25 protein-coding genes are annotated in these 26,051 nt (G+C 30.8%); 14 read left to right on the forward strand and 11 right to left on the reverse strand.

Features of this window, described 5'->3' with window-relative positions; all coding sequences use genetic code 11:
* Window positions 1-3 precede the first annotated feature (3 nt).
* From K8354_RS15360 to K8354_RS15395, 8 genes are read right to left on the reverse strand one after another with little or no spacing between them, the layout of a single operon-like run.
* Complete coding sequence (locus tag K8354_RS15360; protein WP_223442501.1) at window positions 4-1,470, reverse strand: DUF5687 family protein; 1,467 nt, start codon at window positions 1,468-1,470, stop codon at window positions 4-6.
* A gap of 50 nt (window positions 1,471-1,520) precedes the next feature.
* On the reverse strand, window positions 1,521-2,237 hold the full coding sequence (locus K8354_RS15365; protein WP_223442504.1) for a hypothetical protein: 717 nt from the start codon (window positions 2,235-2,237) through the stop codon (window positions 1,521-1,523).
* 11 nt (window positions 2,238-2,248) lie between these two features.
* Window positions 2,249-2,947, reverse strand: a complete 699-nt coding sequence (locus K8354_RS15370) for a hypothetical protein (protein ID WP_223442507.1) — start codon at window positions 2,945-2,947, stop codon at window positions 2,249-2,251.
* Entirely contained in the window at window positions 2,944-3,618 is a 675-nt protein-coding gene (locus K8354_RS15375; RefSeq protein ID WP_223442510.1) for a hypothetical protein, read from the reverse strand. Before K8354_RS15375 ends, K8354_RS15370 begins: the two co-directional genes overlap by 4 nt.
* A 2-nt stretch (window positions 3,619-3,620) precedes the next feature.
* Complete coding sequence (locus K8354_RS15380; protein ID WP_223442513.1) at window positions 3,621-4,298, reverse strand: hypothetical protein; 678 nt, start codon at window positions 4,296-4,298, stop codon at window positions 3,621-3,623.
* Between the two features lie 3 nt (window positions 4,299-4,301).
* Window positions 4,302-4,949 (reverse strand): hypothetical protein, encoded by a 648-nt coding sequence (locus K8354_RS15385; protein ID WP_223442516.1) that lies wholly within the window; start codon window positions 4,947-4,949, stop codon window positions 4,302-4,304.
* Window positions 4,950-4,953: 4 nt separating this feature from the next.
* Window positions 4,954-5,610, reverse strand: coding sequence for a hypothetical protein (locus K8354_RS15390; RefSeq protein ID WP_223442518.1), 657 nt, complete (start codon window positions 5,608-5,610; stop codon window positions 4,954-4,956).
* A 1-nt stretch (window position 5,611) separates the two neighbouring features.
* Window positions 5,612-5,950: a PadR family transcriptional regulator gene (locus K8354_RS15395; protein WP_223442521.1), complete on the reverse strand. Its 339-nt coding sequence runs from the start codon at window positions 5,948-5,950 to the stop codon at window positions 5,612-5,614.
* Window positions 5,951-6,099: 149 nt separating this feature from the next.
* Between K8354_RS15395 and K8354_RS15400 the strand changes: the two genes are divergently transcribed.
* The gene (locus tag K8354_RS15400; protein ID WP_223442523.1) at window positions 6,100-6,936 is read left to right on the forward strand and encodes a heparin lyase I family protein; all 837 of its coding nucleotides are present in this window, start codon (window positions 6,100-6,102) and stop codon (window positions 6,934-6,936) included.
* A 3-nt stretch (window positions 6,937-6,939) separates the two neighbouring features.
* On the opposite strand, the gene trxA is transcribed toward K8354_RS15400, so the two are convergent.
* Entirely contained in the window at window positions 6,940-7,305 is a 366-nt protein-coding gene (trxA, locus tag K8354_RS15405; protein ID WP_223442532.1) for a thioredoxin, read from the reverse strand.
* 250 nt (window positions 7,306-7,555) lie between these two features.
* On the opposite strand from trxA, the gene K8354_RS15410 reads away from it, so the two are divergent.
* From K8354_RS15410 to K8354_RS18870, 12 genes are all read left to right on the forward strand, one after another.
* Window positions 7,556-9,622, forward strand: coding sequence for a prolyl oligopeptidase family serine peptidase (locus K8354_RS15410; RefSeq protein WP_437440113.1), 2,067 nt, complete (start codon window positions 7,556-7,558; stop codon window positions 9,620-9,622).
* An 84-nt stretch (window positions 9,623-9,706) separates the two neighbouring features.
* Window positions 9,707-11,782: a M13 family metallopeptidase gene (locus tag K8354_RS15415; RefSeq protein WP_223442535.1), complete on the forward strand. Its 2,076-nt coding sequence runs from the start codon at window positions 9,707-9,709 to the stop codon at window positions 11,780-11,782.
* Between the two features lie 372 nt (window positions 11,783-12,154).
* Complete coding sequence (locus K8354_RS15420; protein ID WP_223442538.1) at window positions 12,155-12,616, forward strand: T9SS type A sorting domain-containing protein; 462 nt, start codon at window positions 12,155-12,157, stop codon at window positions 12,614-12,616.
* Between the two features lie 5 nt (window positions 12,617-12,621).
* Window positions 12,622-13,392, forward strand: coding sequence for a DUF8740 domain-containing protein (locus K8354_RS15425; RefSeq protein WP_223442541.1), 771 nt, complete (start codon window positions 12,622-12,624; stop codon window positions 13,390-13,392).
* Window positions 13,393-13,395: 3 nt separating this feature from the next.
* Window positions 13,396-15,381 (forward strand): hypothetical protein, encoded by a 1,986-nt coding sequence (locus tag K8354_RS15430; RefSeq protein WP_223442543.1) that lies wholly within the window; start codon window positions 13,396-13,398, stop codon window positions 15,379-15,381.
* Window positions 15,382-15,484: 103 nt separating this feature from the next.
* On the forward strand, window positions 15,485-15,838 hold the full coding sequence (locus K8354_RS15435) for a hypothetical protein (protein WP_223442546.1): 354 nt from the start codon (window positions 15,485-15,487) through the stop codon (window positions 15,836-15,838).
* Entirely contained in the window at window positions 15,838-15,957 is a 120-nt protein-coding gene (locus K8354_RS15440) for a type II toxin-antitoxin system RelE/ParE family toxin (protein WP_223442549.1), read from the forward strand. The genes K8354_RS15435 and K8354_RS15440 overlap by 1 nt, the downstream gene beginning before the upstream one ends.
* Window positions 15,958-16,815: 858 nt before the next feature.
* The gene (locus tag K8354_RS15445) at window positions 16,816-18,309 is read left to right on the forward strand and encodes an ATP-binding protein (RefSeq protein ID WP_223442552.1); all 1,494 of its coding nucleotides are present in this window, start codon (window positions 16,816-16,818) and stop codon (window positions 18,307-18,309) included.
* Between the two features lie 229 nt (window positions 18,310-18,538).
* Window positions 18,539-18,769 carry a hypothetical protein gene (locus tag K8354_RS15450; RefSeq protein WP_223442555.1) on the forward strand — a complete coding sequence of 77 codons (231 nt, stop codon included), beginning with the start codon at window positions 18,539-18,541 and terminating at the stop codon, window positions 18,767-18,769.
* Between the two features lie 508 nt (window positions 18,770-19,277).
* Window positions 19,278-20,432, forward strand: coding sequence for a hypothetical protein (locus tag K8354_RS15455; protein WP_223442558.1), 1,155 nt, complete (start codon window positions 19,278-19,280; stop codon window positions 20,430-20,432).
* Window positions 20,433-21,048: 616 nt separating this feature from the next.
* Window positions 21,049-21,225: a hypothetical protein gene (locus tag K8354_RS15460; protein WP_223442561.1), complete on the forward strand. Its 177-nt coding sequence runs from the start codon at window positions 21,049-21,051 to the stop codon at window positions 21,223-21,225.
* A 34-nt stretch (window positions 21,226-21,259) separates the two neighbouring features.
* Window positions 21,260-21,505 carry a type II toxin-antitoxin system RelE/ParE family toxin gene (locus K8354_RS18870; RefSeq protein WP_223447699.1) on the forward strand — a complete coding sequence of 82 codons (246 nt, stop codon included), beginning with the start codon at window positions 21,260-21,262 and terminating at the stop codon, window positions 21,503-21,505.
* Between the two features lie 326 nt (window positions 21,506-21,831).
* Here the strand turns inward: K8354_RS18870 and K8354_RS15470 are convergent, their stop codons facing one another.
* Window positions 21,832-22,362, reverse strand: coding sequence for an RNA methyltransferase (locus tag K8354_RS15470; RefSeq protein ID WP_223442564.1), 531 nt, complete (start codon window positions 22,360-22,362; stop codon window positions 21,832-21,834).
* Between the two features lie 450 nt (window positions 22,363-22,812).
* Between K8354_RS15470 and mutS the strand changes: the two genes are divergently transcribed.
* On the forward strand, window positions 22,813-25,386 hold the full coding sequence (mutS, locus tag K8354_RS15475) for a DNA mismatch repair protein MutS (RefSeq protein ID WP_437440131.1): 2,574 nt from the start codon (window positions 22,813-22,815) through the stop codon (window positions 25,384-25,386).
* A gap of 2 nt (window positions 25,387-25,388) precedes the next feature.
* On the opposite strand, the gene K8354_RS15480 is transcribed toward mutS, so the two are convergent.
* The gene (locus K8354_RS15480) at window positions 25,389-26,033 is read right to left on the reverse strand and encodes a hypothetical protein (protein WP_223442569.1); all 645 of its coding nucleotides are present in this window, start codon (window positions 26,031-26,033) and stop codon (window positions 25,389-25,391) included.
* Between the last annotated feature and the right edge of the window lie 18 nt (window positions 26,034-26,051).

Below are 26,051 nucleotides of genomic sequence, written 5' to 3' on the forward strand. Positions count from 1 at the left end.
TTTTTAATTTTCTTGATTAAATGCGTGAATCATTACGTATTTATTTTTGATATACTTTTTTGTGATGGATGCCATTAACTTTTTATGCAATGCAATGCCTATAAAGCCTAAAATAGCCAAAGTTAAGGTAGCTATTTCAAAACTTACCAACCAATTAATCAATCCAAAAATTGCCATTGGCAGTAACATTAAAGGAAAACCAATGATCCATTGCACAGCGCCCGTTCCTTGAAAGTTAAAGGCTGCTTTTTCATCTAAATTTATTTTTTTTCTATTAAAGGTTCCTCCATATAAAATTACATGTGTATTTACACCAACATTGTAAATCATTGCTGCAAAATGGACTACTAAAATTTTCCATCCGAAGTAAACATACGGAATTCCTAAAAGAAAAAGAGCAACAACACTAATCGTCATAATTGTAAATTTTGATTTTAAATAACGCTCGTATTTAAAATTTTGACTCATGAGCATTTTGTAATAACTGCTGTCCCAAGCCGGAATAAATTGCCCAAAATTGATTAAGAAGGTACCTGTTGAAAATATCCCAACCAAAACATAAATGACCTCAACATCTTTTAGAGCCGATTGTGGATAAAAATACAACCCATATAACAAACCAAGTGCCAGCATCCAAATACCAGATTTTGTTCGTTTATTTCGCCACATTAAACGTAAATCGTTTTTAATAAATGGCGCTAAATCTCCTAATCTTTCTGTAAAAGATAAATCTGCAGAGCTTACCTCTTTTGTTTTTTCTGATATCAACGCATCTAAATACACTTCATTTCGCAATTGTTTGTAATTCAATACATACAACACCAGTAAAATAATTGCAAAAACGATGACTGTTATCGGATTTTGGTAGATGAAATCGAATCCTGTACCTACAAACCCAGGTAAATTGAACAACTCAAAATATTGCACTATATAACCTCCTAGAAGTATGGCTATTAATGTTCCGAAAGCAATATTATTTTTGTTGATTAAAAAGTTCAGAAAATTTACAGATTGAATTATTAAAATTACTGTAAATAACCAGCCTAAAACTCCTGACACATCATACCCTTCTTTGATTAAAACAACCGAAAACGGAATATAGAAAAACAACCCCATGATATTGAAAAATGACAAAGAAGATTTTGCCAAAATAAAATGAACAATTTTACTTTTTTTAATCGGTAATACTAGCAGTGGTTTAATATTCATTACAGGTAGTTTCTGCATAAGATACCTGAAAACTAAATCGCCAACGATGGCATACATTAAAAAGGAGTTGACCAATACTAAAGGATCTTGATCTGGGAATTGCTTTTTAAGAATGAAATACCCTCCGATTCCTACAACAAGAAAAGAAGCTGCAAAGTACAGCGCAAAAAAGACCAAAAGGATGTTTAAAAAAACACTCTTTTGCCAATTGGCAGACCTAAAATATTGTTTCCATTCTAATTTTAAAAAGTGTGAAATCATATATTAGTTTTTAGTTAGTTATACTATTAGTAAAGAAACGATACGTTTTGTTACAAATTTTTTACCATTTTATATTCTGGGTAGGTTTCATGTAATAATTCTTCCGCTTTTTGGGGGATAACGTAAGTAATTAAGTAAAACAGAATAATAACAATGGTTGCTGAAAAAGATACGAACAATAGCCAGTGATTTTCCAAAGAACTGAAACTTACATTTGTTAAGTTGATACAATTAAACAAATTCACCAAAGCGAGCCCTGTAAAACCATTTCTTGAAGTTCCGATCATTGCTTCTAAAAGAAAAACTTTTTCTTCCTTATTTTTTTGTTTTTTCTGTTTTTTCTGATTTTTTCTTGACTTGTATAGTACAATCATATCATACATAATTAAAACTAAAAAACTTCCCATCAAAACATATTCTGAAAATGGTATTTTTAAAATAAAGAAAAGAGTCAAAAAGAGGGTGGTTGTAATTACTATTTTAGGCAATGTAAACCATTCTTTTAAAAACCTCCACAAAATCTTTCTATAACGCTTGTTCATCTGTTTTTGTTTGGCTTCTATGACATCCATAAAACCAAAAATTCCAAACTTTTTGAAGGATTTATCTCGGGCTTGTTCAAAAGTTAAATTGGGTGTTTCCTCCCAAATACTTTCTATATCATTGGCCAAATGATCTACCAATTCGGTTTGCACATCATAATGATATACATAATGTTGCCGAGTAAATTTGTAAAGATTTTCTATTTGTTGTTCTGTGAGTTTCATCAACATAACAATTAAACCATTTTAAATTCTGGATAGGTTTCTAATAATAATTGATTCGCTTTTTTAGGAATAACCACTAAAGTGATATGGCCTAAAATAATAACAAACGTAATTAAAAAGGCAGATAAAAACTTTTTAAAATCTCCCATCATTAAAAAATCTTTTGATGAAGTAAATGGAAAGTCGAAAAAGTAAAATAACATCACAAAAACATTAGCCATTCCGTTAACACTTATAATCTGTTCAAACATCCATATTTTGCCTGTTTCTTTCTGCTTTCGTTTCAATTTTTGTCCTTTTACAATCATAAATAAGAATTGTAAAATCATTAGTGTAACAAATATTCCTATATAAAGATAATAAGCATATTCCATTTTTTGTAGTTGATAAAATCCATAAAACAAAACCATAGTAAGTACTATTTTTGGCAAACCAAACCACTCTTTGATGAATTTGAAAACCAATTTCAAGTACTTTTTAGTCATTTGCCATTGTTTCTTTTCAACAACATCCATAAAACCAAAAATGCCGAATTTTTTGAAGGATTTGTCTCTTGCTTGTTCAAAAGTTAAATTAGGTTTTTCTATCCAAATCTGCTCTATATCATTTGCCAAATGATCTACCAGTTCTGTTTGCACATCATAATGTTCTACATAATGTTTTCTGGTAAATTTGTAGAGTTCTTGAATTTGAGTTTCTGTTAGTTTCATTCGCCAATCAATTTTTGTTTAATCGCTTTTATGTTTTTTATGTTTTTTAAGTGAATTAAAATTCCTGCTACAGAAAAAATGCTGTTTATACAGGTCACTAAAAACCAAATGAATAATTGTGTTTCTTTTGTGACAGGGAAAATTCCATCTGGTTTTGGGAATTGTAAAAACAGATTTAACATCAGAAATGAAAAGAAAATATAAAAACTGCTATAAACCAAATAACCCGATTTTTTCATCCGTAAAAATTCTTTGAAATACAAAACAAGACCTAATGTTATGGGAGTAAATAGTAGAAAAATGGTAATTGTTTTAAAAACAAAATAATTACCAAATAAAAAAACCAAAGAATACAAGCTTATCAAGAAAAGCATTAAAATAAAAGACTTTGGGCTCGTAAACAAACTAACAACTTTGTTAAAATACTGTTTTCTAACTATTTTATTGATGTCTAAAAGACGTTTTTTATTTAGCCCTTCTAAATTTCTATTTAATTGCAAGGAATAAAAAGAATTTTCTAAAGCACTGTTGTAGGATTCTCCTATTTCTAAACGACTTTCGATATCAGAAACAACATGATCTAATAGCTCAAGTCGAATGTCCCAATAGGTAATTCCGTTTTTTTCTAAACGGTTTTCTATATATTGTATTTGTTTTTTTGATAATTCCATTGCTAAACAATTATATTTGGATATTGTTCTTTTACTAATTTTTTATTTTGATAATACACATATTCTCCAGACCAAAAGAAGAGTAAAATCATTACAAAAATGGCTAATTGTATGTTATTGTAATCAGCATTTAAAAAACTTTCTTTACTTCTAAATGAATTTCCTAAATGAAATAATTGATACAAATTCAAAGCAACCACATTAAAATGATTTGATTTATCTAACACAAGAAAACTTTCTTTTTTGTTCTTTTTTCTATAAAAAATAACACTTATATTTAGTAGATACGAAAAAATTAAAATTGTAATTAAAACATCAAAAAAGGTTTTTGTATCCTTAAAAAGACTCATTATTTGAAATAAAACAAAAAACAGACCTACCGTAATAATTATTTTAGGAAGTTTAAAAAAGGTTGTTAAATGATGTAACGATTGTTTGTAAAACTTTTTAGTAACCGATTTTGTTTTCTCTTCTAAAAGTTTGCTAAACCCTCTATCAGAAAAATTTCTATGGATGTTTTCAATTTCTTTTTTAAAATGTAAATCAGGATTTTCATCTAATTTTGGCTCTAAGATATTGGCAAAATGATCTACAATTTCTGTCCTAACATCATAATGCTTAATTCCACATACATAAATATAGTTGTGTATTTGTAAAAGTTGTTCTTTTGTTAATTCCATACTTTATGAAATTTTATGTTTTAAAATTGCTTCTTTGTGCTTTTTATAGAAATGAAAATAACTAAAAGTCGCGTAAATAAAAGTGCAGAACATGCCAATGTTAATGCCGTTTAATTCTTTTAATTTTGTAAAAAATATGGCTAAAACAATTAAACCAGTAAAAGCACTTAAACTTTGCGATTTTAGCACAAAACTATAAGTAGTTTTTAATTTATAATTTCTAAAAACTAACATATACATAAAAGCTAGAAAACTTAAAACTGTAACTCCTTTAAAAAGGATAAAAGAAACGTGCTCTGTAGGGTTTTCAATTTTAAAATTAAAATGAGTTAACAATAAAAATGGTAAAAAGTAAGATGCTAATAAAAACACATACTGTTTCCAATATACTTTTTTAGCTTTCTGAATTACAATTTTTGGTGCAGAAAAACCTAACCCAAAAAACATACTTGTTGCTTCTTCTAATTTCGGATTCCAGTTTTGTTTTGCAGTTGCAAAGGCATGATGAAAAGTAACTTCATTTTCAATTATTTTATCTTCAATTTCTGAAACAATATGATCTAAAACTTCTATTCGTAAATCTACATAAGTAATATTTTTTGAATTTAAATAATTTTCTACTTGCTGTATTTGTTCTTTTGTTAATTCCATAGCGTTAGTTTAACAAGTGTTTGTATTTTTCTAAAATGATTTTCTTTTCTTTAAACATTGCAATTAAGGAGGCTATACTTAACGAAAATGCAAAAAACCAGTATAAACTAAAAACAAAAGAGTAATCAGAAATAAAGTCTCTATTTTCGATAACTAACGGAATCATTACCATCATATAAGGGATGCCAAACCCTAAACCAGTTCCTAAAAACTGAACTTCTTTAAACTTTCTTAATTTCTTTGGTTTTATAGTAGAAGTAAATAGTGAAAACCCATAAATAAAAAGTACAGAAAAAAAGAAGCATAGCCAAATCACTTCATTACTTAAGTTTTCTGATAAAAAATACATTAATAAAAAGGTAAAAAGAGTAATTGGAATCCTTTTTATATTTGTAAAAAAACTAAAATATTGTACCCAAACTTTTTTATCATAATCTACTTGTACTAATTGAACTCTACTATCTGTAAACCTTCTAATAAACCCTAACTCGTTTGATAAATATTGAGATAGGTTTCCGTTTTCTGATGTTTCTTCAAAGTCAGACACCAAATGGTCTATTAATTCAACGCGAACTTCTTCATTTACTTGAGGATATTTTCTATCTAAAAAATCCTCCAAAAAATTCAACTGTTTTTCTGTTATTTCATAGCGCTTTTCCATATTACTCCAAACTAAATTTAGGGTTTACCAAATGCTGCATCGTTTTTAAAAACTCTTGCATTTCTTCCAATTTATTGGCGGTTTCTTTGGTGCCGTTTTCGGTTAATTTATAATATTTTCGCAATCTATTCCCAACTTTTGCAACCTCTACATCTAACAAACCATCTGCTTCTAATTTGTGCAAAGCTGGGTACAAAGCACCTTCCGTAATTTTCAATTCGCCTTTGGTGAGTTCTTTTACTTTTTGCGTAATTTCATATCCGTACATTTTATCATTACTTGCTAATAACTTTAAAATAATGGTTTGTAAAGAACCTTTGTATAATTTTTGATTTCCCATTTTATTGGTGATTTATATCTCTATATTTGTTTGTGTCCAAGTACTAAATACAAATATATACATAATTTTGTTATGCATACAGAACTTATGTATTAAAAAAGTTTTAAAAACGAGGGTTTTTTAAATTAATCATCAAAATAAAGATAAGAATGAAGCAATTTTTTAATAAAACTATAAAAACGCAACACCTAGTCATATTTCTACTTTTTTGCGTTTACTCTTTAGGTTATGGTCAAATAAAACTTGAAGCGAATGGGAAAGGTAAAACGTATGAATTGATAAATTCTGTTCTAATCAATGAGAAGAAGATAGCTGTAGAAGTTCCAGATTGTAGTCATGAAGATTTTGGAAGACATATTTCTGAAAAGTTCGATTCAGACTTAAATAAATATGTATTTGAGTTTATAATTCATATTAAAAATGATAATGATCGATGTAAAAAAACTAATAGACAACGAAATGAAATTAAAGCCACTAAAAAATCAAACGAAATTATTTTAGCAAAAGAAGGAGAAAAATTAAATTATAAATGGAAATTTAAATTAGAAGAAGATTTTCAAGTTTCCAAATCTTATACAGATCTTCATCAAATTAGGTATCATAAAGAAGATGGTAATGAACCATTATTTATATTTACTGCTAAAAAAAGAAAGGGAGAGCCAAAGTTTGAAGTTGTTTATATAAAAAATGGTGAAAAGGAAATTTTGCAGAGTATTAAATTGTCTAAACTTACAAATCAATGGATTTTAGCAGAGGAAACTATAAGTTACGCGAAAAACGGAACTTATAGCTTAATCTTAAAAACTTTAGATGGTAATTTAATTCTTAAAATTGAAAATAATAATATTCAAACTTGGTTTGAAACGATGAATTATGCCATACCAAAATGGGGTATTTATAGAAGCTTAAAACACGCTGATCAATTAAAAGATGAAAAGGTATATTTTGCTGATTTTGAAATAAACAACCTCAAAATAGATAAATAAAAGTTATACTGGTTTTTCTACCTTTAAAACATCGGCAATAACACGTTCTAATTCCGTTTTTGGTAACGCTCCATTTGCCATTTGTGGCTCACCTTCTGCAGGGCAAAACAACATAGAAGGAATACTTCTAATTCCGAATGCTGCGGCTAATTCTTGCTCTGCTTCAGTATCAATTTTATAAATATCAATTTTACCTTTATATTCTTCAGACAATTGTTCTAAAATTGGCGCTAAGGATTTACAAGGTCCGCACCAATCTGCATAAAAATCAATGAGAGCCGGTCTTTTTCCTTCGAACTTCCATGCATCATTTTTTTCAAAATTAAATACTTTTTCTAAAAATGCTTCTTTTGTTAAATTTTCTGTCATAATTAAAAATTTTTTTTTCTTACTAGTAAGGTAGTCGTTTTCTATGAAAAAACATTACAATTATCGTTTTTAAAATTTCATTAAAAACAGTAAACTATTGATAATCGTATACTTATATTTTATTTAAATCTTAATTTGCTCAATTTATTAAATATAAAAGCCTTTACCAAAATAATTATTTTTTTCAGATTCTTTACGCTCGTTTAATTTTCGTTTCTTGCAGAAAAGAAAAAAATAAAGAAATCCTAACGTGACGTATCCTAAAACAACAAAAAAACCAGTTGTAGATTCCTTTTTTGGAACTCCTGTTGTAGATAATTACAGATGGCTAGAAGATGATCAAAGTCTAGAAACAGAAGACTGGGTAAAAGCTCAAAACGAGGTTACTTTTAATTATTTAAATAAAATTCCTTATCGTGCACAATTAAAAGAACGTTTATCAGAATTATGGAATTTCGAAAAAATAGGAGCTCCATTTATAGAAGGAGATTACACCTATTTCTATAAAAATAATGGATTGCAAAATCAATATGTAATCTACAGAAAAAAAGGAGATGGTGAAGAAGAAGAAATTTTTTTAGATCCTAATACTTTTTCTGATGATGCGACGACTTCTTTAGGTGTTTTAAGTTTCTCTAAAGATGGAAAAACAGCTGCTTATACAATTTCTGAAGCAGGATCTGATTGGAGAAAAATTATTGTGATGGATGCCATATCTAAAACCATTAAAGAAGATACTTTAGTAGATGTAAAATTCTCTGGAATTTCTTGGTATAAAAACGAAGGTTTCTACTATTCTAGTTACAACAAACCTAAAGGAAGTGAGTTGTCTGCAAAAACAGACCAGCACAAATTATACTATCATCAACTAGGAACTTCACAAAAAGAAGATACCATTATTTTTGGTAAAAAACCATCAGAAAAACATCGCTATGTTAGTGGTGAGGTTTCTGAAGATAATAACTATCTTTATATTACAGCGCGCATATCAACCTCAGGAAACAAATTATTTATTAAAGATCTTTCAAAACCAAATAGTCCATTAATTACTGTTTTAGACCATACAGAAAGTGACACCTATCCTATTGAAAATGCAGGTAGTAAAATATATGTAGTAACAGATTTAAATGCACCGAATAAAAAAGTTGTTACCGTAGATGTCGCAAATCCTACTCCAGAAAATTGGATAGATTTTATTCCTGAAACTGAACATGTATTGCAGTTAAATTCTGGTGCAGGGTATTTCTTTGCAACCTATATGATGGATGCTGTTTCTAAAGTTTTTCAATATGATTTTGACGGAAAACTAATTAGAGAAGTAAAATTACCTGGAGTTGGTTCTGCTGAAGGATTTGAGGGAAAAAAAGAAGCTAAAGCCGTTTATTTTTCATTTACGAATTATAATACTCCTAGTTCTTCTTATAAATTGAATCCAAAAACCGGAACTTATACATCTTACTGGAAACCTGCAATTGCTTTTAACTCGAAGGCATATGAAAGCAAACAAATATTTTATACCTCAAAAGACGGAACAAAAATACCAATGATGATTACGCATAAAAAGGGTATAAAATTACACGGAAAAAACCCAACTATTTTATATGGTTATGGAGGATTTAATGTTAGCTTAAAACCTGCTTTTAGTATTACAAACGAAGTTTGGATGGAACAAGGTGGTATTTATGCAGTTCCCAATTTAAGGGGTGGTGGAGAATATGGAAAGCAATGGCATGACGCCGGAACCCAAATGAAAAAACAAAATGTTTTTGACGATTTTATTGCCGCTGCAGAATATTTAATAGCAGAAAAATACACCTCTTCAGCGTATTTAGCAATACGCGGTGGTTCTAATGGCGGCTTATTAGTAGGTGCAACCATGACACAAAGACCCGATTTAATAAAGGTTGCTTTGCCAGCCGTTGGTGTTTTAGACATGTTACGTTATCATACGTTTACTGCTGGCGCAGGATGGGCATATGATTACGGTACTGCCCATGATAGCAAAGAAATGTTTCATTATTTAAAAGGATATTCACCCGTACATAATGTAAAAAAGGGAGTGCAATATCCTGCAACTTTAATCACTACAGCAGATCATGATGATAGAGTTGTACCTGCACATAGTTTTAAATTTGTCGCAGAATTACAAGCAAAGCAGTCTGGAGATCATCCTACATTGATAAGAATAGAAACCAATGCAGGTCATGGAGCAGGAACTCCTGTTGCAAAAACGATAGAGCTATATGCAGACATTTTTGGTTTTACTTTATTTAATATGGGATTCAAGCAATTACCAAATCCGTTAGAGAAAAAATAAAAGCATAATTATTCATGATTTTTTTTAACTAACTTTGATACAATTATTTAAATTCAGATAATAATCAATTAACACACAAAAAAAATGAAAACACTTAAAAAAGTATTTCTTGTTTCTGCAATTGCCTCTTTGGGAATCGTTGCCTGTAAGCAAGAAAAACCAGAAGAAAAAACTCCTGGAATCGCCTTAGAAAATATGGATACAACTGTAAAACCTACAGACGATTTTTTTAGATATGTAAATGGCAATTGGATTGACAAAACAGAAATTCCAGATGATCAAACCTCTTGGGGTGGTTTTAATCAATTGCGAAAAAAAACAGATGCAGATGTTTTAGGGATTTTAAATACAGCTATCGAGGAAAGAAATTTTCCGAAGGTAAAAGACGCAAAAGGAAATGAAATAGATTCTGACCAAGAAAAGGCCGTTAATTATTACCAAACCATTATGGATACAGTGGCTAGAAATGCCCAAGGAAAAGAGCCTGTAATGCCTTTTTTAGCAAAAATAGAGGAAATTAAAACCAAAAAAGACGTAGAAACGTATTTAACAAAAATGGCGCCATACGGAGGTGGCAATTTCTATGGGTTTGGTGTTTATAACGATTTAAAAAACAGCAGTGAGTACGCAGGATATTTGGGCGCTGGAGGTTTAGGGATGACCAGAGATTATTATGTGGATGAAAAAGTAGCGGATAAATTAGCAAAATATCAAGAATTTGTGGCAAAAATGTTGCAAGAATTTGGAGCTGATGAAACCACTGCAACTAAAAATGCCGCGACCATTGTTGCTTTTGAGAAAAGTTTAGCGGAGCCAATGATGACGAAAGAAGAACGAAGAGATACGCGTAAAATGTACAACCCAATGTCGGTTGAAGAACTTACAGAATTAGCTCCCGAAATAGATTGGAAAGCGCATTTAGTAGGAATTGGTGTTCCTGATATTGATAGAGTTATCGTTACAGACCCTGGTTATTTTAAAGCCATGAGTACTGTTTTTAAAGAGCGCTCTGTAGCCGATATAAAACTATTATTACGTTGGAGTACGATTAACAATTCTTTAGGGTTATTATCAACCGATTTAGAAACTGCCAATTGGGAATTTTATAGCAAAGAGATGCGTGGGGCTAAAAAACAACGCGCAAGAGATGAACGTGCTTTAGGAAATTTAAATGGTGCTATTGGAGAAGCTTTAGGAAAGTTATATGTAGAAAAAATGTTTCCGCCAGAAGCAAAAGCAAAAGCAGAAGAAATGATTGACAATGTGATGCTTGGGTTTGAAGCTAGAATTGCCCAATTACCTTGGATGACCGAAGAAACGAAAGAAAAAGCCTTAGAAAAATTACATAAACTAACGGTTAAAATTGCGTATCCTGATGTTTGGAAAGATTATTCTGAATTACAAGTAAAAGGACTAGAAAATGGCGGAAGTTATTTTGAAAATTCTATTAATGTTTCTCAATGGAATTATTCCCAAAACATGGCTAAATTAGGAAAAGAAGTCGATAGAACGGAATGGGGAATGTCTCCACAAACCGTAAATGCTTACTTTAATCCGGTAAATAATGAGATTGTTTTTCCTGCAGCAATTTTACAACCTCCTTTTTATGATTATAAAGCAGACGAAGCTGTAAATTATGGCGGAATTGGTGCGGTGATTGGACACGAAATTTCACATAGTTTTGATGATTCTGGTGCTCGTTTTGATGGTGATGGAAACTTAAAAAATTGGTGGACAGAAAAAGATGCTGAAGCATTTAAAGTCGTTGGCGATCAATTAGTAAACCAATACAGTGATATTATTGCTATAGATAGCATGCATTTAAATGGAGCCTATACTTTAGGAGAAAATATTGGCGATTTGGGAGGTGTGCAAGCTGCTTATGAAGGTTTACAAATTTTCTTAAACAAAAACGGAAGGCCTGAAAACATTGACGGTTTTACTCCTGAACAACGTTTTTTCCTCTCTTGGGGAACCATTTGGAGAACTAAAATGCGTGATGAAGCGTTAAAAAACTTAATTATGACCGATACACATTCTCCAGGAATGTATAGAGCGTATATGCCTCTTAAAAACATTGATGCTTTTTACGCTGCTTTTGATGTGCAAGAAGGTGATAAAATGTACTTAAAACCAGATGATAGAGTAAAAATTTGGTAGCGAATTATTGCTACAAATTCTTTTAAAATAAAAAGCATTCAAGATTTCTCTTGAATGCTTTTTTTGCTTCAAATGAACTAAAAATCATCAGAAATATTGTCTATAATTTCAACTTTTTAAAAGTGATTTTTTTTGCAAAAATCCGCAAGTAATACTAAATTATTTATCCTACTTTTGCTTCAATTACGAATGTATATTTTAAGTATCATTGCATTTCAAAATCAACAATAAAAGCATATAACAGATTAATTCTATTATTCTTTTCTAATTACGCTCTGTGTTTAGACGGCATAAAATCTAACAAAAATCATAGAATACTTTAAATGGTCTTTATACATTGCAAGTTTCTATTTTTATATCAAAAAAGAATACATGAAAAAACAGATACTCATAGCATCCCTTTTATGTGTTGCACAAGCTTTGTGCTCGCAAGAAACCATTCCTGCTTCTGGAGGAGAAAGCACAGGAACAACTGGATCAGTAAGTTACACAGTTGGTCAAATTTTTTACACGACTCATGGAGCTATCGCGCAAGGAGCGCAGCAAGCTTATGAGTTTCAAACATTGAGCAATCCTGAACTGACCACAGTAAGTTTAGCAGTATCCACGTTTCCAAACCCTACTTCAGATGATATTGTGCTTAAAATATCCGATAGTCCTTTAAAAAATTTAGAGTACTTTCTTTTTGACTTGAATGGAAAATTGATTGCGAAAGGACAAATTTCAAAGACAGAGACACCCATTAAAATGCAGCAAGCATCCATCGGCATTTATCATCTAAAAGTAACTCAAAAACAAAAAGTTTTAAAATCGTTTAAAATCATTAAAAAGTAAATACTATGAAGAAATTTTTCCCTCAACTAGTAGTAGCCTTCTTAATTACAGCGAGCGCCTTTTCCCAATCGCCAGAAAAAATGAGTTACCAAGCAGTGGTAAGAGACGCTAACAATACCTTAGTAACTTCCCAAATTATAGGAATGCAAATTAGCATCTTACAAGGCGAAACATCGGTGTATACTGAGACACAAACACCCACAACCAATACCAATGGTTTAGTGAGTTTAGAAATAGGCACAGGTACCATCATAAATGGCAATTTTACTGAGATAGATTGGGCAAATGGCATCTATTTTATAAAAACAGAGATTGACGTAACAGGTGGCACTACCTACACCCTATCAGCAACCACCCAATTATTAAGTGTTCCTTATGCACTGCACGCAAAAACAGCAGAACGTATTGAAGGAAATCTGTACTTAAATGCAAATTCAACAGTGCAATTAACAGGAGTTATCAGTAATGATATTCATGCATTAACCTCAAGCGGAGGCACTATTTCATGGACGGGAACCGAAGGAAATTTATACAGAATTGTATTAACTGAAGACGCTATACTTCAAAATCCAACGAATCCCATTACAGGCGCTACCTATATGTTTTTAATAAATCAAGATGCGTCTGGACTATGGACATTAGATTATGATGATAAATTTTTGTTTCCAGATGGTATAGACCCGGTCATAGATTTCAACGCTCACTCCAAAAACTTAATGACGACTATTTTTGATGGGACTGACTTTTTAGTGGTATCTATAAAAAACTTTTTATAGAACATGAAAAAAATATCATCTCTATTTTTAATATTCAGTTCCTTCGTCTATTCGCAAGGAATCAATTCTGGGTTATTTTTTTCACAAGCAGCAGCAAATTCAAGCAAGGCAAAAAAAGTAATTATTACTTTTGATGCGCCTCCGAATACAGTAAATGTAAAAACCTCATACTATAAATACAATAAAGAATTTGCATTTTCTTTTGGAATGGATGATGGCTTAATTGGTGCCTATAATACGGCTGTGCCCTTATTTACTGGGGGAACGGTGATTCATCAAGATGGGCTTACAGAAGGATATCCTGGTTTATTTTATTCAGATGGCGCGGGTACTACTATTCCTTTTGCCGCCACGATGAATGTTAATATGAAGAATATAGGGGTTTCAGCCGGAGCCAACATGAGTGAGGCCATGCTAAGAGATGCTTATATAAAAGGCTTTGCATTAACCAATCATGGATTTACACCAAGAACCCAGTTTGATCTTGATGGTTGGGACGATGACCCGGTGATTAGAGACCAGCAAATTAGGTATGAAATAGAAGAAAACTACAACCAACTAAAAGCGGTTATAGGCATCAAGATTGACAATTTTACAGCGCCTAGTAATGATGATTCCTATCATGCCATTACCACTCAAATGAAGACTGATGGTTTTCTAAAAATTGTGAACAACATCGGCAACCCAAGCAGAGACAAAGGGCATGATTTTACTGCCGAATATTGGATGGCTAATGAGGCTACTCGCTGGTTTTCAAGAGATTTTACCATTTGGACAGAGGGTGCTGTAAATAAAACCCCAAGTGATTTTGATTTTATAAATACCAAACTAGCTGCTGTAGGCAATGAGCATGCATGGTTTACACTTGGCGTGCATAATGTAGATATCAGTGAAACCGGTTCTACCGGTGGAGCCTCTTTAAAATACCTTGATTTTAAATATGTGATGGAAGGTTTAGAATTAAATTACGGTATTAAAGGAGCCGATAATATCTGGATGGCTCCTATTAACATGGTCTATGAATACTTAATTTCGGCGAGAGATGCGAGCTATTCGGTGCATACCGTTGGCAATAAAGCCACGATATCGTTTAACTTTTCAGCCGTAAATCCAAAGTTTTTAGAACACGCTTTGTCTTTAATTGTAGACGCAGATACCAATATTACGAACATCGCTTATGAAGGATTCGATGTACATTCTTCGAAAATAAATTATCAAAATTTAGGCAATCATACCGCATTGATTAATGTTGCGTATCAACCACCTTACCATGCCACTGCGTATCAAAGATTAGAGGCTGTCGTAGCAGTAAACTCTGTGAAAGCTACTCTATCGCAATCAGATCTTGAGTATGCACAAGGATTGGTAAATGCGCTACCTCCGGGAAACTTTAAAGAAGGTCTTGCTGCAGATTTAGAGAATATTAAGGTAGTATTAGGTTCGGTAGTCATAAAAATAGATTTTGGGAGAAGTCTGCATAGTTATATCTCTCCTTATCCATGGAATAATCTAGCCACACCAGACGCACCAGGGCACTTAGCCGGCGCTAAATTGACAAATATGGATACTACTACTTCAACAAAATCAGGCATAGATTTAGAAGTAATAGCGCCGTTTGAAAATTATGACGCTAATTTTTCTGGAACGAATGGAGATCCTCAAGCCAACTTCCCATTTGAGGCAGAAAGAGACTGTTTTAAAACACCTGCGGGCCTTACATCTACATTAAGACTCACCAATTTAAATGAAAATAAGGTATATGACTTCACCGCTTTTTCTTCAAGAAATGTTATCGGAACTGCTACTGAAATAACAATTAATGGAGAAACAGTAACCATAGATCATAAAAAGAATTTATATGACCTTGTTTCTATAAACAACGTGGTTCCGAATGCTGGCGGAATCTTAGAGATACACATAAAAGGTACCGGATCAAGTAATGTTCATGGTTTTTTAAATGTTTTACAAATTACAGAGAAAAACCCTTAGTAATACTATCTACAACTTCAGTTTACCTTAATAAACATTTAAAGGGTTAATCTAAAAGAACAAAAGCACCTGTTTTATCAAGAAACAACGAAATATAAACAGGATGTTTATTACTTCTAAATCTGTGTTGGCCGTATGCAATGAAATTCGTCAATTAAAGAAAAATAGAAAATTAAATTGGTTATTTTGTATCTTTGATGAAAAGATGAAAAGCTATATAAAAATGAACTTAGAAGCTCGAAAAATAGAATTTGTACAAGAATTTTTAAAACTTCAAAATGAAGAAGTAGTTTTGCGTCTTGAACAAATTTTGAAAAAAGAGAAAAAAACCTCAAACGATAGCATATTTAAACCTATGACTCAAGATGAACTGAATAAAAGAATTGACAAATCGGAATCTGATTTCCGAAATAATCGATTTAAAAATAGTTCTGAACTTTTAGCCAAATACGAATAATGACTTTGAAAATTATTTGGTCTGAATTTGCTGAAACTCAACTTGACGAAATTTACCAATATTACGAAAAGAAAGCAAGTCCAAGAATTGCAAAAAAACTTCTTAAAGAAATTCATTAACAAACCAGATAAATTATTGCAATCACCATTAATTGGACAATAAGAAGAGTTTCTTAGACAAAGAAATAATGTTTATCGTTATTTAGTATTCAAAAACTATAAACTAATTTATTCATTAGATTCAAAAAATGGATTTATAAAAATTGCTGACGTTTTTGACACCCGACAAAATCCACTTAAAATTAAAAGAGCGAAGTAATTGCCAGTTGACAATAACTAAGCATATGGTGTTCCGACCTGTGCCGTGTTTCGGTATAGGCCAACGATATATGCCTTGTTTACTCATCTATTGCTAAGGATAAGGGGGTAATTGACAGTTTGGGATTGGTTTTTAAAAGAAGGGTGGCTGTGGTAAGGAAGTTTTTTTAATATTTCTATTATATTCAAGCTCTATTTATGATGCTTTCTAATAACTTATTCTTAGACAACGCTCAGATAAAAACTAAATAACAAAGGAAAACTAAGTAGAACATAAAAAGCATTATACAAAATAAGCCGTACAAAATGTATAGCTTTTTTTTGCTTATTTAGAATATTCCCGTTCACTTCTTTGTTGGTTTTCATGATAATCAGTAGTCCCTTTATCTGAATTTTAAAAGATTTTAAAAGATTTTAAAAAAATTGCCCAGATTACGGAAACCCGTAAAGAATATTAAATTATTGATGGTAGGTTTGAAAAAAATCAGGAATCATGTATTGTGATGTAATTTCAATTTATGTACATGAAGTTGTTATATTCCAGCGTATGATCAAGTTACATTACTTGCACCAATATACAAAGGATTTTATCAAGAGGAAAAACCAAATATAAACAGGATGTTTATTCTAACATAACATATTGTAGCCAATGCTAAAGAAATGAAGAAATTTGATTTAAACATTGAACAAATTCTAGAAAATTGGGAAACATATCACGCAATTCGTGAAATAATATCCAATGCACTAGATGAAAAATTACTGACTGCCACTGATGAAGTTGAGATAAATAAAGAGAATGATGTGTGGATTATACGTGATTTCGGTAGAGGAATTAAATATAATCATTTAACTCAAAATGAAAATAAAGAAAAGCTATCAAATGATAATGTAATTGGCAGGTTTGGAATTGGATTAAAAGATGCTTTAGCGACATTTGAGAGAAATAAAGTTAAAGTAGAAATAATATCAAAATTTAATCGAATTACCATTTCAAAATCAAAAAAACAAGATTTTGAAGATTTATTCACTCTTCACGCAATTATAGAAGATTCAGCTAAACCAAATTTCATCGGTACAGAATTTAAATTAGTGGGCATAAATGACTTGGATATTGAAAAAGCAAAAAAATTATTTTTAAAATTCTCTGGAGACAATATTATAGAAACTACAGAACAAGGACAGATAGTTTCCAAAAGTAGTGATAAAGGAAGTATTTATGTAAATGGAGTGAAAGTAGCAGAGGAAGAAAATTTTTTATTCAGTTACAACATCACTAAATTAAACTCTTCTTTAAAAAAATCATTAAACAGAGAACGAACAAATGTTGGTCGAACTGCATATACTAATTCTGTTAAGAAAATATTATTAAATGCAAAATCAAAAGGTGTCGCTGAAATTCTAGCAGATGACTTAACAAATATAAACATTGGAACTGCCCACGATGAATTATTATGGATAGATGTCCAAGAACATTCTGTAAAGATTCTAAATCAATTAGGGAAATATCTATTTGTAACTTCTTTCGAAGCAATGCAATTTCCAGATATGATTGACCAAGCTAAAAACAACGGGAATAAAATTATCATCATTCCCGAAAACTTAAAATATAAAATTAATGATTCCATAGATTTATCAGGAAACCCTATTAATGATTTAGGACAATTCGTTGATGATTACAATGATAGCTTTGAATTTAACTTTATCGAGCCGAGTGCACTAAATTCAAGGGAAAAAATTATTTATGATTCTACCAATAAAATAATTGATTTATTCGGTGGATTACCAAATCAAGTAAAATCAATAAAAATTTCATCAACAATGAGAACAGATTTTTTTAGCGAAAATGAAACTTTAGGACTTTGGAATGGAGAGCTAAAATCAATAATAATTTCTAGAAAAACATTAAAATCACTAAAAAGTTATTCCGGTACTTTAATTCACGAGTTGATTCACGCGAAAACTGGTTATGACGATGTTACAAGAGAATTTGAAACATCTCTAACAAATTCAATAGGTGAACTATGTGAAAAATTAATTCGTAACGAAAAAGCGAAGGGCACAAAGCCGTATAAAAGTAATGCCGGGGATTTTACTAAATCAGAAACTAATTCTAATAAGAAAAATAAATCTTGGCTGAATAGGCTATTTTCTTAAAAATGCCACTACTCTTATACGTATTCCAAATGATTGCAATCTAAGAAGATATACAAGAACATTAACATATAATGAAAGAAGAGGAATTTTAGATGTACTAGACGGTTATGATGTTCTTGAATCAGGAATTAAAAATTAACATGAAGTAAAGTAAGTAACAACTTTAGCAAATATTACCCGGAAATTCTCAAAACCAACCTAAATTAAAAATTTTAAACGAAAAATAAATATGGAAACGAAAAATTGCCCTTACTGTTCTGAAAGTATTCTTGAAACTGCAAAAAAATGCAAATTTTGCGGAGAATTTATCGATGAAGAATTAAGAAAGGAACGAAAAAAAGAAGAAAACAAAAAACAGCCAGTACAGGAAATAATAGTTCAGAAAAAAAATAGTGGATTAGTAACATTTATATTAGTCCTTGTTGCTATTATTCTTCTTGTTGCTTTACTTGGAGTTTAATGTTTTTAAAAATTTCAATATTAATTTTTCTTGTAAATCAAATTCTTCAATATTTTGGGATAGGAAATTACTTTACAATTTGCTTTCTTGATGATTTATTATTTTTTCCAGTTTCGTATTCATTCATTGAATACTATTTTGAAATATTGAAAAAGGAATTTACGATAACAACTAAATTCGCAATAATAGGAATTATTATCACATCAGTTGCATTTGAAATATTACTACCAATTGTGAATGAAAAATACACTTCCGACATTTATGATATTCTTTTTTATACACTTGGTGGCATAATATTCTTAATCTTTGGAAAACGGAAAAAGAGTAAACAAAATTTGACTCTGAAAAAAACATTTGCTCAGCCATAAAAAAATTGCTGGTAAAAGATAATTTACATTAGACATTCCGCACTTCACTTATATTTGTGTTTTATTTGCTAAATTTAGTACTTAAAACACTCAACTAATCTTATATAATAACATTGTTAATTATACAAAAAACGAACAAATTGATAAAACTTTTTAGTAAAACATCTGAAAGTATAGATGGCCCTTCTGGTAATAACGAAAATTCATACAACTATTATCACAAAAGTAATCGAAAAGATATTGAGATTATTAGAGTAACTCTAGAAAGTTGGTTTTCAAAATATCCAGAATCAGAAAAAATAGAACTAAAAAGTCGCTTTAGAAAAGACTTGGATTCTGCCTTTTTTGAACTTTTCCTTTTCGAAATGTTTAGAAAGCTAGGCTTTAATATTACAATTCATCCTAAACTTGAAAATTCAAATAAAAGACCTGATTTTCTGGTATCAAAAGATGGGTTTCAAGCATACATTGAAGCAAAAATTTGCCTGGATAAGACAGAAGAAGAAATGTCTTTTGAACGACGTCAAAATGAATTCTATGACCAATTAAGTAAAGTTAAGATAAGAGGGTTCCTTTTGCGAATAGAAAAATTAAATTTTAAATCTCAAAAACAGCCAAGAGTTAAAGAATTAATCACAAAAATAGAACTAGAAGTAAATAAACTAGACTCAGAAGAAATAAGAACTAGAGTGGAAAAATATGGTTTCGATGGTTGTCCAAATATTAAATTTGAAAATAAGGATTTTAAAATTTCAATTCAGCCATTACCACTAAATAAATCAAAAAAAGATAAAATAAGTAAAAACCCCATTGGAATGTTTCCAATAGAAACTTTTTGGGGCGGAGGTGAAAACTCACTTCGACAATCGATTCTTAAAAAAGCAAAACGTTATGGGAAGTTTGAGGTTCCATTTTTAATTTGTATAAATGCTTTAGGAAAAATAAGTTCAGGAAAAATAGATATAGAAAACGTAATTTGGGGTTCCTTAAAATATAGTTATTCCACGAATCCCGAAAATAAAGACGTGAAAATAACGCGAAACAGTGATGGAATATTTTATAATTCAGGAAAAGAAAAATTAAAAAATGTTACTGGAATTATGGTTACAAAGGTCTTTCCATCAAATATTCCAAATTCAAAATATTGGCTATTTGAAAATCCATTTGCCCGGAATAAATTCGACTTTGAGAAACTCAATTTAGTTTATAATTATTTAAATGGAAACGAAATAATAAGTCGAGATGGCAGTGATTTCGATGAAATTTTTGGAATATCTAAAGATTGGTTAAATTAAAAAGTTCTATTTACAAGACGTTTATAATTGGTTTCTAAATTGTGATTAATTAAAAGTAGATGAGAAGATATGAAAACTTTGTATGAATAAGCCAACGCTAAAAACCACACCCATTTACAATTCTCTAAACTCAACCCTACACCAAAAATCACAAAAGAGTATGTCTTGCCAACGCTAACATTCAACCTAAATAACAAACAAAGGAAAACCACGCAGAACGTGAAAGGCACTGTAAACAATAAGCCGTAGAAAATGTATGTCCAATTACTTGTTAGTTACATCCAATAGAAACTCTTCTACAAACACAAAAATCACTTAAACCGAATTATCATTTAAATAAAAATATGTATTTTAGATTTCATAATTAAAATGGATTATTTATGGAAACGATAGCGCATATAAAAAATAATTTAATTGCAAGAAATAAAGAATTTATTGAAACGAACTATCCTCTAAGCAGAGCCATAAAGGTATTTCGCTCGTTTCATTTTGACCTAAAAAGGTCAAAAACCAAAATTCTATTATTTTGATTCCCGTTTTCACGGGAATGACAATTTCAACGGAAACCCCGACGCAGAGCATCGTGGAATTCTTTTCGATTAAAGATTCTTCAGATTTGAATTTTTTAAAAACGCTTCAAACAATTTTTGACACTTCAGAACAAGCATTATTTCAGCTATCTTCCGAACAGGAAACCTCAATTTTAATCGGAAGAAAACAAATAGGCGCTAAGGAATTTTCGAAAAATGAAGTTGTAATTTCCGAAATGAAAGAATGGCTGACAAAAAAATAATTTAGTCAAATAATGCCAAATTGAACTTAAGAAAATTCTTGAGTTTTATAACGAAAGAAATGGGTCAAAAAAATACAGCTTAAAAATACTTACCGAAACAGAGTCAATATTAAAAACACTATCAAAAAGTGAATATATTGGGAGATTAACCTCAAATAAAAAAACACGAGTAATCCCAATGAAAGTTTATCTTATTTTTTATGAAATAAATGAAAATATTATTGAAATTGTTTCTTTTTGGGACAATAGACAAGGCGAGCAGAACAAGAAAATAAAGTAAGAATCTACGATTTTCCAATAACTAACTATTTGGCCCACCCATAAACCAAAATTACATATTTTGCTGCCTGATCCGGAATTTAAAGTAATTGGAAGTTCCAAGAGTTAGCACTAGCTTAAAAAAAACAAGAGCGATTTTAAAGACCTTTAAAGCCTTTTTTTTCAGTTGAAGGTATATCTTCAGGGCAGTGTCTTGTTACTTTAAGAAAGGAGCATCTACCATAACAATAATCCATCACTATTGCTCTGTTAAGGAATTCGATTTGATAAGACGGTAAACGAAGGTTTGTGAGTGGGTTTATCAATCAAAGACACCAATCATCCTTTTTATTTTTTCAACTTGGTAAACAAATCCCAAAGCACTACTCCTGTGGTTACAGAAATATTTAAAGAATGTTTGGTGCCCAATTGCGGAATTTCAATACAAAAATCGCTGGCATTCACAACGGCTTGCTGCACACCTTTTACTTCATTTCCCATTACAATGGCATATTTCTGGTTTTTCTTCGGATAAAAAGTATCTAATTTTGTGCTGTTTTCTGCTTGTTCAATCGCCAAAACTTTTACATTTTCAGCTTTTAATTTTTCAACTAACGCTAAAGTATCCTCTACATATTCCCATGCAACAGATTCTGTGGCGCCCAAGGCAGTTTTATGAATATCCTTGTTTGGTGGGGTTGCGCAAATTCCGCATAAATAAATTTTTTCTATCAAAAAAGCATCACTCGTTCTAAAAACAGAACCAATATTATTTAAACTTCTAATATTGTCAAGAACCACTATTAAAGGCGTTTTTTGGGTCGATTTAAATTCATCAACTGAAATTCTATGTAATTCGTTATTTTTTAGTTTTCTCATATTTAATTTTTAAGGTTTGGCTTAAGCCAAAAATATTATCTTTTTTTACAGTGGGTTGAAACCCATTGCTAGTGATCATGATAGTTTTTATTTCTTTTTGCTAATTTTCATCCTGTTGAATCGCATCCTGCTTCAGCAGGATGTATAAAATTGTAATCCTTAAAATGGCTTTAGCCAAAATATAAATAACATCAATTTTTAGATCAGTTTTCAAATTGATTTCAAATTTATATATCTTTACATGACTAAACAACAGAATTCTCTTGTTTAAATTTTTGGATTCAAGATTTATTAGCCCCTATTTAGGTTTGTTTACCATCCTTTTATTGTATAATCTATAAACTTTGTGGATAACTTGAAACAAAAGAAACTTTAAACTTTTGTAAATTCGCATAAAACAAAAAAACTCTACTCTTGGCAAAATCAAAAGTAAAAAAGGTAACTCCTTTAATGAAACAATACAATGCCATCAAGATTAAATATCCTGATGCTATGTTGCTTTTTCGTGTAGGAGATTTCTATGAAACTTTTGGGGAAGATGCTAAAAAAGCAGCGGGAATTTTAGGCATAATTCTTACCAAACGAGGCGCTGGAAGTGAAAGTGAAACAGCGTTGGCAGGTTTTCCGCATCACTCTTTAAATACCTATTTGCCAAAGTTAGTAAAAGCAGGTATGCGTGTGGCCATTTGCGATCAATTAGAAGATCCTAAAATGACCAAAACTATTGTAAAACGTGGGGTAACGGAATTGGTAACGCCAGGTGTTTCTTTAAACGACGAAGTTTTACAAAGTAAAACGAACAACTTTTTAGCCGCAGTTCATTTTGAAAAAAAACAACTCGGAATCTCCTTTTTAGATGTTTCTACTGGTGAATATTTAGTGGCACAAGGAACGGCTGAATACATCGATAAATTATTGCAAAATTTTTCTCCTAGCGAAGTTTTAGTACAAAAACAACACAAACAACAATTTTTAGAATTGTTTGAAAATAGATATTATACGTTTTATTTAGATGATTGGGTGTTTCAAAAGGAATATGCCAACGAGACGTTACAAAATCATTTTGAAGTTAAAAGCTTAAAAGGTTTTGGAATTGAAGATATAAAAACCGGCATTATCGCCGCCGGTGCTGTGCTATACTATTTATCAGAAACGCAACACAATCAGTTAAAACATATTCAACATATTAGCAGAATTGCGGAAGATAATTATGTTTGGATGGATCGTTTTACCATCAGAAATTTAGAGTTGTATAATCCTAATTCTGTAAATGCAGTCACGCTTTTAAACGTTATTGACAAAACTATTTCACCCATGGGCGGAAGGCTGTTAAAACGTTGGTTGGCGCTTCCTTTAAAAAATATTGAAGCCATTAAAAATCGGCATGAATTGGTAAAATTTTTTATAGATTCTGATGATTTTTCAAAAACAGTTACTTATCAATTAAAACAAATATCAGATCTAGAACGATTAATTTCTAAAGTTGCTACCGGCAAGGCGTCGCCAAGAGAAATTGTATTGCTAAAAAACTCTCTAAAAGCAATTTTACCCATTAAAGCATCCGCAGAAAAAAGCAAAAATAAAACGGTAAAAGAACTCGGTCATCAACTGCATCCTTGTGAAGATTTAATTCATAAAATTTCTGAAACTTTATTTGATGAAGCCCCGGTAAACATCAACAAAGGAAACGCAATTGCCCCGAACGTACATCAAGAATTAGATGATTTACGTGCTATTTCATCCACCGGAAAAAAGTATTTGGATGACATGTTGGCTCGAGAAACGGAACGCACCGGAATCTCTAGTTTAAAGATTTCGTTTAACAACGTTTTTGGGTATTATATTGAGGTTAGAAACTCGCACAAAGATAAAGTTCCAACAGAATGGATTCGGAAACAAACCTTGGTGAATGCCGAGCGTTATATTACCGAAGAACTTAAAGAATACGAAACTAAAATTTTAGGCGCGGAAGAAAAAATTCAAAAAATAGAACAAGAAATCTTTTCTAAATTATTACAATACATCATTCAATTTGTACACGTGGTGCAAGAAAATGCACAAATCATTGCAAAAATTGATTGTTTGCGTTCTTTTTCAGTGTTAGCAGTTGACAACAATTATGTGCGACCACAAATGGATGAAAGTACCGATTTAGAGATTAAAAACGGGCGTCATCCTGTTATTGAAAAACAGCTACCGATCGATCAAACCTATATTGCCAATGATGTGGTGTTGAATAGAAATCAGCAACAAATTATCATGATTACTGGCCCAAACATGTCTGGTAAATCGGCTATTTTAAGACAAACTGCTTTGATTGTTTTATTGGCTCAAATGGGAAGTTATGTGCCTGCTCAAAATGCTAAAATTGGTATTGTTGATAAGATTTTTACACGCGTTGGTGCAAGTGATAATATTTCTATGGGCGAATCTACTTTTATGGTAGAAATGAATGAAACGGCGTCGATCTTAAACAACGTTTCTGAGCGTAGTTTAATTTTATTAGATGAAATAGGGCGCGGAACTTCTACCTATGACGGAATTTCTATTGCTTGGGCAATTTCAGAGTTTTTGCACGAACATCCTACAAAAGCAAAAACGTTATTTGCAACACATTATCACGAACTGAATGAAATGACGGCTACTTTTGAGCGCATTAAAAACTTTAATGTGTCTGTAAAAGAATTGAAAGACAATATTATTTTCTTACGTAAATTGGTTTCTGGAGGCTCAAACCATAGTTTTGGTATTCATGTTGCTAAATTAGCTGGAATGCCAAATATGGTGATCCATAGAGCGAATAAAATATTGGCACAATTAGAAAAAAACAACAAAAACGAAGACGTTAAAAATGCGTTAAAACAAACACAACATGAAGAAATGCAGCTCAGTTTTTTTCAGTTAGACGACCCGCTTTTAGAAAATATTCGTGAAGAAATATTAACCATAAATATTGATACCTTAACGCCTATTGAAGCCTTAATGAAATTGAATGAGATTAAGCGAATGTTGGTTAAGAAATAGGATTAATGCTTATGATTTTTTACACCTTTTTTTTCATAGTATAATTCCATCGCTAATTTTCTTTGTTCACTTTCTTTAAAAGTTAAATTAAAAAACTCTTTATAAGAATTAGTTTTTATTGCAGTGTTTAATTTAGTTTCCAATCTTTTTTTGAGTTTTTCAACTAAGTCTAGTTTAAACTCTGAATTAATACTCTCATTATATAAATATTCATAAAAACGATATGGATGGGTAAAACCTAAATTTTCACCCAATTTTTTAGAGTTTTCTTCAGATTCCCAAATATAATACCCTATTTTTTTCCATTGATATGTTATTCTATACTCGGCAATTCTTAGTGCATTCCAATCTTTCATTTCTATCATTAAAACCACGCCTAAAGAATCGCTATATTTATTTATTCTCTCGCTTATAAATTTAAAGTCTTTAACACCTTTGTTAAAAGTTATACTATCAATATTAATAGAAAAATTTTTATTTAAATACTTGTACTCTTTACTTAGAAAGTCTATTTTTTTAAGACTATCTATTTTCTTTCTTCTATTTTTTAGATAGTTTATTCTATCTATTTTTTTATCATTTACTGTTTGTGAAAAAAATGATGCTATTGTAAAATATAGCATCAATGTTAAAGTGATCTTTTTCATATCATAAAAAAATTGTAG

Origin of the sequence: Polaribacter litorisediminis (assembly GCF_019968605.1) — a bacterium.
In the GTDB taxonomy this organism is placed as follows: Bacteria; Bacteroidota; Bacteroidia; order Flavobacteriales; family Flavobacteriaceae; genus Polaribacter; species Polaribacter litorisediminis.